General features: G+C 72.4%; 11 protein-coding genes. 2 read left to right on the top strand and 9 right to left on the bottom strand.

The features are described 5' to 3' along the window. Window positions 1-170: 170 nt before the first annotated feature. Window positions 171-734 carry a hypothetical protein gene (locus tag ACFXPX_RS42410; protein ID WP_380532507.1) on the bottom strand — a complete coding sequence of 188 codons (564 nt, stop codon included), beginning with the start codon at window positions 732-734 and terminating at the stop codon, window positions 171-173. Between the two features lie 274 nt (window positions 735-1,008). Here ACFXPX_RS42410 and ACFXPX_RS42405 point away from each other — a divergent pair, with 274 nt between their 5' ends. Beyond that, window positions 1,009-1,788, top strand: a complete 780-nt coding sequence (locus tag ACFXPX_RS42405; protein ID WP_380644983.1) for a VOC family protein — start codon at window positions 1,009-1,011, stop codon at window positions 1,786-1,788. Window positions 1,789-1,863: 75 nt separating this feature from the next. Here the strand turns inward: ACFXPX_RS42405 and hisF are convergent, their stop codons facing one another. From hisF to hisD, 8 genes are read right to left on the bottom strand one after another with little or no spacing between them, the layout of a single operon-like run. Beyond that, window positions 1,864-2,634, bottom strand: a complete 771-nt coding sequence (gene hisF / locus ACFXPX_RS42400; protein WP_380595132.1) for an imidazole glycerol phosphate synthase subunit HisF — start codon at window positions 2,632-2,634, stop codon at window positions 1,864-1,866. After that, window positions 2,631-3,071 (bottom strand): RidA family protein, encoded by a 441-nt coding sequence (locus ACFXPX_RS42395; protein ID WP_375893334.1) that lies wholly within the window; start codon window positions 3,069-3,071, stop codon window positions 2,631-2,633. Before ACFXPX_RS42395 ends, hisF begins: the two co-directional genes overlap by 4 nt. Then, a complete protein-coding gene (priA, locus tag ACFXPX_RS42390; RefSeq protein ID WP_375893442.1) occupies window positions 3,068-3,793 on the bottom strand; it encodes a bifunctional 1-(5-phosphoribosyl)-5-((5-phosphoribosylamino)methylideneamino)imidazole-4-carboxamide isomerase/phosphoribosylanthranilate isomerase PriA in 726 nt (241 codons plus the stop codon). The genes ACFXPX_RS42395 and priA overlap by 4 nt, the downstream gene beginning before the upstream one ends. 17 nt (window positions 3,794-3,810) lie before the next feature. Further along, complete coding sequence (gene hisH, locus ACFXPX_RS42385) at window positions 3,811-4,446, bottom strand: imidazole glycerol phosphate synthase subunit HisH (RefSeq protein ID WP_375893332.1); 636 nt, start codon at window positions 4,444-4,446, stop codon at window positions 3,811-3,813. 31 nt (window positions 4,447-4,477) lie between these two features. Next, window positions 4,478-4,630 (bottom strand): hypothetical protein, encoded by a 153-nt coding sequence (locus ACFXPX_RS42380; protein ID WP_188302392.1) that lies wholly within the window; start codon window positions 4,628-4,630, stop codon window positions 4,478-4,480. Continuing rightward, the gene (gene hisB / locus ACFXPX_RS42375) at window positions 4,627-5,220 is read right to left on the bottom strand and encodes an imidazoleglycerol-phosphate dehydratase HisB (protein WP_380595128.1); all 594 of its coding nucleotides are present in this window, start codon (window positions 5,218-5,220) and stop codon (window positions 4,627-4,629) included. Before hisB ends, ACFXPX_RS42380 begins: the two co-directional genes overlap by 4 nt. 6 nt (window positions 5,221-5,226) lie before the next feature. Then, window positions 5,227-6,327: a histidinol-phosphate transaminase gene (locus ACFXPX_RS42370; protein ID WP_375893328.1), complete on the bottom strand. Its 1,101-nt coding sequence runs from the start codon at window positions 6,325-6,327 to the stop codon at window positions 5,227-5,229. Then, complete coding sequence (hisD, locus tag ACFXPX_RS42365; protein ID WP_375893326.1) at window positions 6,324-7,631, bottom strand: histidinol dehydrogenase; 1,308 nt, start codon at window positions 7,629-7,631, stop codon at window positions 6,324-6,326. The genes ACFXPX_RS42370 and hisD overlap by 4 nt, the downstream gene beginning before the upstream one ends. A 91-nt stretch (window positions 7,632-7,722) precedes the next feature. Between hisD and ACFXPX_RS42360 the strand changes: the two genes are divergently transcribed. Then, a complete protein-coding gene (locus ACFXPX_RS42360) occupies window positions 7,723-9,300 on the top strand; it encodes an oxidoreductase (RefSeq protein ID WP_375893325.1) in 1,578 nt (525 codons plus the stop codon). The last annotated feature ends 363 nt before the right edge of the window (window positions 9,301-9,663 follow it).

Raw genomic sequence — 9,663 nt, 5'->3', positions numbered from 1 at the left:
GGCGGGCGGGGCGGCGTTGGGGTGCGTGCATCGCAAGGCGGAGGAGGGAGCCCAATGCAGCGCATTGGCGACCGACGACAACGCGGCGAGGCGCGCTTGTGCCCTGGGGGTACCTCCCGGCCGAAGGCTGGGGGAGCGTCGGCCCGCAGACGGGAGTTCGAAGACGGGCCCTAACCCTGGTCGCCCACGCCGCCCGTTCCGTACTCCGGGTGCCGGACCAGCCACGCCCCCTCGCCGCCCGTCGCGGCCTCGGTGGCGCCCGAGAAGCCGTAGTGGATCGGCCCGCCGTCGGCGGCGCCCAGCCAGCGGGCGTCCGCGAGCTGCACGGAGAGGGCGGAGGGGCCGGCCGGGGCGGGCTGCTCCAGCACCAGCTCGTGCGCGCCCTCGCCGGGGCGGAAGGTCACCGCGGTCTCGGTGCCGGGCCGGTGGCGGAAGGCGCCGCGGGCGTCCGCCCAGTACGCGGCCACCGTCACGGAGAGTGTGCCGTCCGGGCGGCCGGTGCCCGGCCGGACGTACTCCTCCTCGGGCACCCAGCGCGCGTGGTGCCGGAGTTCCTCGCCGGCCCGGCGCTCGTCCCAGCGCACCCAGTAGCCCGCGATCCGTTTGACGGTCATGGCCTCGCGGACGACCCGGACGGCGGTCCGCGCCGGGCCGACCGGGGCGCTGGCGGCGAGGGAGACCACCGTCACCTGTTCGTAGGTCACCTCGCCGTCGTCGGCGTACTGCTCCATCACCGGTGAACCACCTTGCCGGGTCGTCGGATCGGTCGCGCCGTCGGCCCGTTCGTCCGGGTCGCGGCCGCGTGGGACGAGCCTAGGGCGGCGGCGGGGCGCTCCGGGGCGATGCCGCCGTTCCGGCCCCGGGCACCCGGTCGTCCGGCTACCCTGCCCGGCGCGGCCCCGCCCAGCCTCCTCCCGGCTGCGGATGTCAGTGCCCGGGGGCAGACTCGCAGGTGGCCGGGGTCCGCCCCGGGCAGCCCGGTCACTCTCCGTCGAAGGGCCCCACCTCATGCTCACCACCGACTTCCCCCTCGGCTCGCCCTGCTGGATCGACCTGGGCAGCCCGGACATCCCGGCCACCGCGGCGTTCTACGGCAGGGTCTTCGGCTGGACCTTCCAGGAGGTCCCGGAGACGGGCGGCTACGGCTTCCTCCAGCTGGACGGCAGGACGGTCGGCGCCCTCGGCCACCTCGACGGCGGCGCGCGGTCCGCCTGGACGACGTACTTCCGCACCGCCGACGTGGACGCGACCGTCAAGGCGGCCGAGCAGTCCGGTGCCACGGTCCGGGTCCCGCCGATGGACGTCATGCAGGAGGGGCGGTTCGCGGCGCTGACCGATCCGCAGGGCGCCGAGTTCGCGGTCTGGCAGTCCGGGAACACGGTCGGGCTGGACGCCGTGTCCGAGGACAACACGCTGGTCTGGTCGGAGCTGCACACCCGGGACCAGGACGGCGGATTCTCCTTCTACCACGGGCTGTTCGGCTGGCGGGTGGAGAACTTCGAGCCGTCCCCGGGGATGAACTACCGGGTGATCTCCACCGCCGAGGGCGACCAGCAGCAGACGAGCTTCGGCGGCATCGCCCCGACCATGCAGCCGGAGCAGCCCTCCGCCTGGACGCCGTACTTCGCCGCCAACGACGTGGACGCGCTGGTCACCAAGGCGACGGCGGCGGGCGGCTCGGTGCTGATGCCGGCCTCGTACGTGGAGAACGTCGGCCGGATCGCCTGGCTGGCGGACCCGAACGGTGCCCCGTTCGCGCTGATCAAGGGCGAGCCCCGCGAGTCGTGACCACGCGAGTCGCGACCACGCGTGAGGGCCCGCTGCTCAGCAGGAGCAGCGGGCCCTCACGCACGACGGATCACGTCACCGGACGGGGTGCCCGGCCTCCCGCAGCACGTTCTTGACCTCGCCGATCCGCAGGTCCCCGAAGTGGAAGACGCTGGCCGCGAGGACGGCGTCCGCGCCGGCCTCGACGGCCGGGGCGAAGTCGGCGAGCCTGCCGGCGCCGCCGGAGGCGATGACCGGCACGGAGACGGCCTTGCGCACGGCGCGGATCATCTCCAGGTCGTAGCCGTCCTTGGTGCCGTCGGCGTCCATCGAGTTGAGCAGGATCTCGCCCGCGCCCAGCTCGGCCGCCCGGCCGGCCCATTCGACGGCGTCCAGGCCGGTGCCCCGGCGCCCGCCGTGGGTGGTGACCTCGTAGCCCGAGGCGGTCTCCACGCCCTCGCCGCAGCGCCGGGCGTCGACCGACAGCACCAGCACCTGCCGCCCGAAGCGCCGGGCGATCTCGCGGACCAGTTCGGGCCGGGCGATGGCCGCGGTGTTGACCCCGACCTTGTCGGCGCCGGCCCGCAGCAGCTGGTTCACGTCCTCGACGGCCCGGATGCCGCCGCCGACGGTGAGCGGGATGAACACCTGCTCGGCGGTGCGGCGCACCACGTCGTAGGTGGTCTCGCGGTCGCCGGAGGAGGCGGTGATGTCGAGGAAGGTCAGCTCGTCGGCGCCTTCGGCGTCGTAGAGCTTGGCCATCTCGACCGGGTCGCCGGCGTCGCGCAGGTTCTGGAAGTTGACTCCCTTGACCACCCGCCCGGCGTCCACGTCCAGGCAGGGGATGACACGTACGGCGAGGGTCACGGCTGCTTGCCTTCCAGGGCTTCCAGGGTCATTGCCAGCCCGGTGCGGTACGCGTCGAGTTCGACCTCGACCATCATCCGGGAGTCGATCAGCCCGTCGACCACCACCATGGTGGCCACCGGGCGTGCGGCGTCGAAGAGTCGGCGGTGGGCGCGGCCCACCTCCTCGGCGTCGCGGGCGTGGGTGATGTACATCCGGGTGCGGATGACGTCGTCCGCGGTCAGACCGTACGCGGCCAGGGCGGAGAGCCCGACGCCGAACGCGGCGAGGGTCTGCCGGTACGGGTCGCCCTCGTGCTCGATCCGGCCGTTCACCCAGGCGGTGGTGCCGGCCACGTGCACGTGGTCGCCCGCGGCGACCGCCCGGGAGTAGCCGAACTCCTCCTCCCAGGGGGAGAATCCCGTGACCCGACCGCGTACGATCCGACCTTCCGTCATCCGGAAACCGCCTCCAGGGCCTCTTCGAGGGTGAACTTCTGCTCGTAGAGTGCCTTGCCCACGATGGCGCCCTCGACACCCAGGTCGACGAGACCGGCGATGGCGCGCAGGTCGTCGAGGGAGGAGACGCCGCCGGAGGCGACGACGGGGCGGTCGGTGGCGCCGCAGACGTCGCGCAGCAGCTGGAGGTTGGGGCCGGTGAGGGTGCCGTCGCGGTTGACGTCGGTGACGACGTAGCGGGTGCAGCCCTCGGCGTTCAGCCGCTCCAGGACGTCGAAGAGCTGGCCGCCGTCGCGGGTCCAGCCGCGGCCGCGCAGGGTGGTGCCGACCACGTCCAGGCCGACGGCGATCTTGTCGCCGTGCTCGGCGATGGCCTTGGCGACCCACTCGGGGGCCTCCAGGGCGGCGGTGCCGAGGTTGACCCGGGTGCAGCCGGTGGCGAGGGCGCGGGCGAGCGACTCGTCGTCGCGGATGCCGCCGGACAGCTCGACCTTGATGTCCAGCTGTCCGGTGACCTCGCGCAGCAGCTCGTAGTTGGTGCCGGTGCCGAAGGCGGCGTCCAGGTCGACCAGGTGGAGCCACTCGGCGCCGGCGTTCTGCCAGGCGAGGGCGGCGGCCAGCGGCTCGCCGAAGGAGGTCTCGGTGCCGGAGGCGCCCTTGACCAGGCGGACGGCCTGGCCGTCGCGGACGTCGACGGCGGGCAGCAGCTCAAGGCTCATCAGTAGCAACTCTCAGACGTTCAGAGGGTGTTGACCCAGTTGGTCAGCAGGGCGGCGCCGGCGTCGCCGGACTTCTCGGGGTGGAACTGGGTGGCCCAGAGCGGGCCGTTCTCGATCGCGGCGACGAACGGCTGCCCGTGCGTGGCCCAGGTGACCAGCGGCGGGTTGATCCGCGCGCTGTGGGTCTCCAGCTCCCAGTGCCGCACGCCGTAGGAGTGCACGAAGTAGAAGCGGGTCTCCGGGTCGAGGCCGGCGAACATCCGGCTGCCCTCGGGCACGTCCACGGTGTTCCAGCCCATGTGCGGGACGACCGGGGCGTCCAGCGGCTCGACGGTGCCGGGCCACTCGTCGCAGCCGGGCGTCTCCACGCCGTGCTCGACGCCCTTCTCGAAGAGGATCTGCATGCCCACGCAGATGCCCATGACCGGGCGGCCCCCGGCGAGCCGGCGGCCGATGATCCAGTCGCCGCGGACGGACTTGAGGCCGCGCATGCAGGCCTCGAAGGCGCCCACACCGGGGACGAGCAGGCCGTCCGCGGCCATCGCGGTGTCGTAGTCGGAGCTGACCGTGACGTTCGCCCCGGTCCGCTCCAGGGCGCGCTGCGCGGAGCGGAGGTTGCCGGAGCCGTAGTCGAGGACGACGACGTTCTTGCCCATGTTCAGGTGTCCAGTCTCTCTGCTACGGGTGTTACAGGCGCATGAGGCCGGAGCCCAGGCACATCACGGCCCCGATGGCCAGCACCAGGATGACGCCCTTCGGCAGCTTCTGCTTCCAGAAGGAGATCACCCCGCCCGCCAGGAAGAGGCCGACGAAGAGGAGGATCGTCGCGGTCTTGTTCACAGCGCACCCTTGGTCGAGGGGAGGATGCCGGCCGCGCGCTGGTCCCGCTCGGCGGCGTAGCGCAGCGCCCGGGCCAGGGCCTTGAACTGGCACTCCACGATGTGGTGCGCGTTGCGCCCGTACGGGACGTGCACGTGCAGCGCGATCTGCGCCTGGGCCACGAAGGACTCCAGGATGTGCCGGGTCATCGTGGTGTCGTAGGCGCCGATCATCGGCGCCATGCCCTCGGGCTCGGTGTGCACCAGGTAGGGCCGGCCGGAGAGGTCGACGGTGACCTGGGCGAGCGACTCGTCCAGCGGCACCGTGCAGTTGCCGAAGCGGTAGATGCCGACCTTGTCGCCGAGCGCCTGCTTGAAGGCGGCACCGAGCGCGAGGGCGGTGTCCTCGATGGTGTGGTGGGTGTCGATGTGCAGGTCGCCGTCGGTCTTGACGGTGAGGTCGAACAGACCGTGGCGGCCGAGCTGGTCGAGCATGTGGTCGTAGAAGCCGACGCCGGTGGAGATGTCGGTCTTGCCGGTTCCGTCGAGGTCTATCTCGACCAGGACGGAGGTCTCCTTGGTGGTGCGCTCGACGCGTCCGATGCGGGACATGAGGGGTTACAGCTCCTTGATCACTCTACGGACGGCGTCCAGGAAGGCGTCGTTCTCGGCGGGCGTGCCGGCGGTGACGCGCAGCCACCCGGGGACCCCGTTGTCACGGACCAGGACACCCTGGTCGAGGATGGCCCGCCACACGGCGTGGGTGTCGGCGAAGCGGCCGAACTGGACGAAGTTGGCGTCCGAGTCGGTCACCTCCAGACCCGTCGCGCGCAGCGCGTCCACCAGCCGGTCGCGCTCCTCCTTGAGCCGGCCGACGTACCCCAGCAGGGTGTCGGTGTGCTCCAGGCAGGCCAGCGCGGTGGCCTGGGTGACGGCCGACAGGTGGTACGGCAGCCGGACCAGCTGGACGGCGTCGACCACGGCCGGGTCGGCGGCCAGGTAGCCGAGGCGCAGCCCGGCGGCGCCGAAGGCCTTGGACATGGTGCGGCTGACCACCAGGTTGGGGCGGCCCTCGATCAGCGGCAGCAGCGAGGCGCGGTGCGAGAACTCGACGTACGCCTCGTCCACGACCACCAGGCTGGGCCGGGCGGCCTGCGCGGCCTCGTACAGCCGCAGGACGGTCTCCGCCGCGACGGCCGTGCCGGTCGGGTTGTTCGGCGAGCAGATGAACACCACGTTCGGCCGGTGCTCGGCGATCGCCGCGAGGGCGGCGTCCACGTCGATGGTGAAGTCGTCGTTGCGGGGGCCGGAGATCCAGCCGGTGCCGGTGCCCCGGGAGATCAGCGCGTGCATCGAGTAGGAGGGCTCGAAGCCGAGCGCGGTGCGGCCGGGGCCGCCGAAGGTCTGCAGCAGCTGCTGGAGGACCTCGTTGGAGCCGTTGGCGGCCCACACCTGCGCGCGGGCGACCGGGAGGCCGGTGCTGCGGGTGAGGTACGCGGCGAGGCCCTCGCGCAGCTCGACCGCGTCCCGGTCGGGGTAGCGGTTGAGGTGGCGGGCGGCCTCGGCGACGCGCTCGGCGATCCGGGCCACCAGCTCCTCGGGCAGCGGGTACGGGTTCTCGTTGGTGTTCAGCTGGACGGGGACGTCCAACTGCGGTGCGCCGTACGGGGACTGGCCGCGCAGCTCGTCCCGGATGGGCAGGTCGTCGATGTTCGTCACGCGCCGGGAACCGTCCAATCGAACCGAGCCTTGACGGCGTCACCGTGACCGGGCAGGTCCTCGGCGTTCGCCAGGTTGACCACGTGCGCGGCGACGTCCGCCAGCGCCTGCCGGTCGTACTCGACGACCTGGACGCCGCGCAGGAAGGTCTGCACCGACAGCCCGGAGGAGTGGCAGGCGCAGCCGCCGGTCGGCAGCACGTGGTTGGACCCGGCCGCGTAGTCGCCCAGCGAGACCGGGGTCCAGCGGCCGATGAAGATCGCGCCGGCGTTGACGACCTTCGCCGCCACCGCGTGCGGGTCGCGGGTCTGGATCTCCAGGTGCTCGGCCGCGTAGGCGTTGACCACGACGAGGCCCTGCTCCAGGTCGTCGACCAGGATGATGCCGGACTGGCGGCCGCCGAGCGCCTCGGCGACCCGCTCGCTGTGCTTGGTCCGGCCGACCTGGGCGACCAGCTCGACCTCGACCGCGTCGGCCAGCTCCGGGGAGTCGGTGACCAGCACCGAGCCGGAGGTGGGGCCGTGCTCGGCCTGGCTGATCAGGTCGGCGGCGACGTCGCTGGGCAGCGCGCTGTCGTCCGCGAGGACGGCGATCTCGGTCGGGCCGGCCTCGGAGTCGATGCCGATCCGGCCGGCGAAGAAGCGCTTGGCGGCGGCGACGTAGATGTTGCCCGGGCCGGTGACCATGTTCACCGGTGCGCACTCCTCGGTGCCCAGGGCGAACATCGCGACCGCCTGGGCGCCGCCGACGGAGTAGACCTCGTCCACGCCGAGCAGCGCGCAGGCCGCCAGGATGGTCGGGTGGACGCGGCCCCCGAACTCCTTCTGCGGCGGAGAGGTCACCGCGATGCCCCGGACGCCCGCCTCCTGGGCCGGCACCACGTTCATCACCACGGAGGACGGGTAGACCGCCAGCCCGCCCGGCACGTACAGGCCGACCCGCTCGACCGGCACCCAGCGCTGGGTGACCGTGCCGCCCGGCACCACCTGGGTGGTGTGCCCGGTGCGGCGCTGGTCGGCGTGCACGGCCCGGGCGCGGCGGATCGACTCCTCCAGCGCGGCCCGCACCTTCGGGTCCAGCGTCTCCAAGGCCTCGGCCAGCTGCTCGGCGGGCACCCGGGTGGACTCCAGCCGGACGCCGTCGAAACGCTCGGTGATCTCGATCAGCGCCGCGACCCCGCGATGGCGTACGTCCTCGGCGATCGGCCGCACCTTCTCCAGGGCGGCCGCCACGTCGAACTCGGCACGGGGCAGCAGGGCACGCGGGTCGTCCAGCGAGCCGCGGAGGTCGATTCGAGAGATCACGCCACCCAGTGTAAGGAGTGGCCGGAACGGGTGGTCCCACATTTCAGTCCGTGATACGAAAGGCGAGACGACCGGGGGGACGGGGGAAACCATGGCGGAGAGCGCCCCGGAGGGCTGGACCGACACCGAACGGGAACTCTGGGAGGCCTTCCGCGAGGGCGAGGTCTTCGAGCGCAGATGTGGCCGGGACGACATCGACGACCCCTTCGGGGACAGCCCCTGGGGGCCGGAGCGGACGGTCGGCGCCGACGTACTCGCGCACCTGCTGCTGGCCGGGCCGCAACCCACCGCCGGGCGGGTCGCCTCGCTGCGGATGAGCGGGGTGAAGGTCACCGGCTCGCTCAACCTGGCCGGCGGCCACCTGGAACGGTACGTCGAACTGCGCGGCTGCCGCTTCGACCACAAGATCCTCATCTCGGAGGCCTCCGCCACCACCCTGCGGATGGTCGAGTGCGCGATCCCCAGGATCGAGGCCTCCCGGCTGTCCACCACCGGCGACCTCCACCTGGCCCGCTGCCGGATACCCGAGGGCATCCGGCTCACCGACGCCAAGATCGGCACCGACCTGCTGCTCAACCAGGCCGTCATCGGCGGCGACCGCTACGGCCGCGCGATCTCGGCCGACGGGATGACCGTCCACCAGGACCTCGAAGCCGAACGCCTGGAGACCCACGGCGAGTTGAGCGTCCGCACGGCCCGGATCGGCGGCCGCCTCTCGCTCCGCGGCGCCCAGCTGCACGCCGACCCGCAGAACCGCGTCTGCCTCAACGCCGTCCGGCTCAACGTCGGCCACACCCTCTACCTGACCAGCTCCGCCGACGGCGGCTGGTTCGGCTCCCGCAGCTACTACGGCTCCGGCTACGGCCAGAGCCCGGCGCCCGGCGCCCCCAGCACCCCGTTCCGCGCCTACGGCCAGGTGCGGCTCTCGGACGCCCGCTTCGACGCGGCCTGCCTGATCTCCGGCGAATTCCACCTGGAGGGTGACGACGAGCTGTCGCTGCGCCGCATCCACACCCCCGAACTGCGCTTCACCTGCGCCTTCCGGCCCACCGGCACGGTCTCGCTCTCCCGCGCCCGGGTCGGCAACCTGGTCGACCGCCCGGACTCCTGGCCGCTCGGCAAGCACCTGGGCCTGACCGGCTTCGTCTACGAGAACCTCCGCCCCGCCGCGGCGTTCACCGTCCAACAGCGGATCGCCTGGCTGGAGGGCTCCGCGGTGGACTTCCAGCCGGAGTCCTACGAGCAGCTCGCCGCCGCCCTGCGCCGCGACGGCGCCGACGACGACGCCCGCGAGGTGCTGTACGCCAAGCAGCGCCGCCGCCGGGAGACCCTGCCGCTGCCCGCCCGGGGCTGGGGCCTGGTCCAGGACGTCACCGTCGGTTACGGCTACCGCCCCGGCCGCGCCGGCCTGTGGCTGCTCCTCGCCTGGGCCCTCGGCAGCGTCTGGTTCGCCACCCACGAACCCGCCCCGCTCAAGGCCGACGAGAAACCGCACTGGAACGCGGTGCTCTACACCCTCGACCGGCTGCTGCCCATCGTCGACCTCAACCAGGGCGCCTGGAACCCCGGCGGCACCAGCCAATGGATCGCCGCCGGCCTCGTCGTCGTCGGCTGGCTCCTCGCCTCCACCGTCGTCACCGGCGCCACCCGCCTCCTCCAACGCGGCTGACCGCCGACTTCTGCGCAGGAAGTCGTCCAGACCGACTCCCTACGCAGAAGCCCAAAAGCCGGGGCTCAACGACAAGTGGATCCCCCAGCCTTCCCGCCCCGCCGCGATGCGATCGCGGCGGGGCGAGCAAAACCGCAGCACGATCTTGAAATGGGCGAGAAAACCCACCCACCCACAAGCACAATAATGCTCGGGCGCATAGGAAGCCGGGGAACAATCACTGGAAATCTCGGCATCAAGCCAAGTGAGTGATCAACATAAATGGGCGGGCCCGCGTGCAAGCACACGGGCCCGCCCAAATACTGGCTACCCCGCCCACCCGCCCCACCCCCACCCCCACCCCCACCCCCAACACCTCGCGGG

It is taken from the genome of Kitasatospora sp. NPDC059146, assembly GCF_042786665.1.
Classification (GTDB): domain Bacteria; phylum Actinomycetota; class Actinomycetes; order Streptomycetales; family Streptomycetaceae; genus Kitasatospora.
The sequence above is the reverse complement of the archived record's forward strand: the minus strand, read 5'-3'. Positions and strand labels throughout refer to the sequence as shown.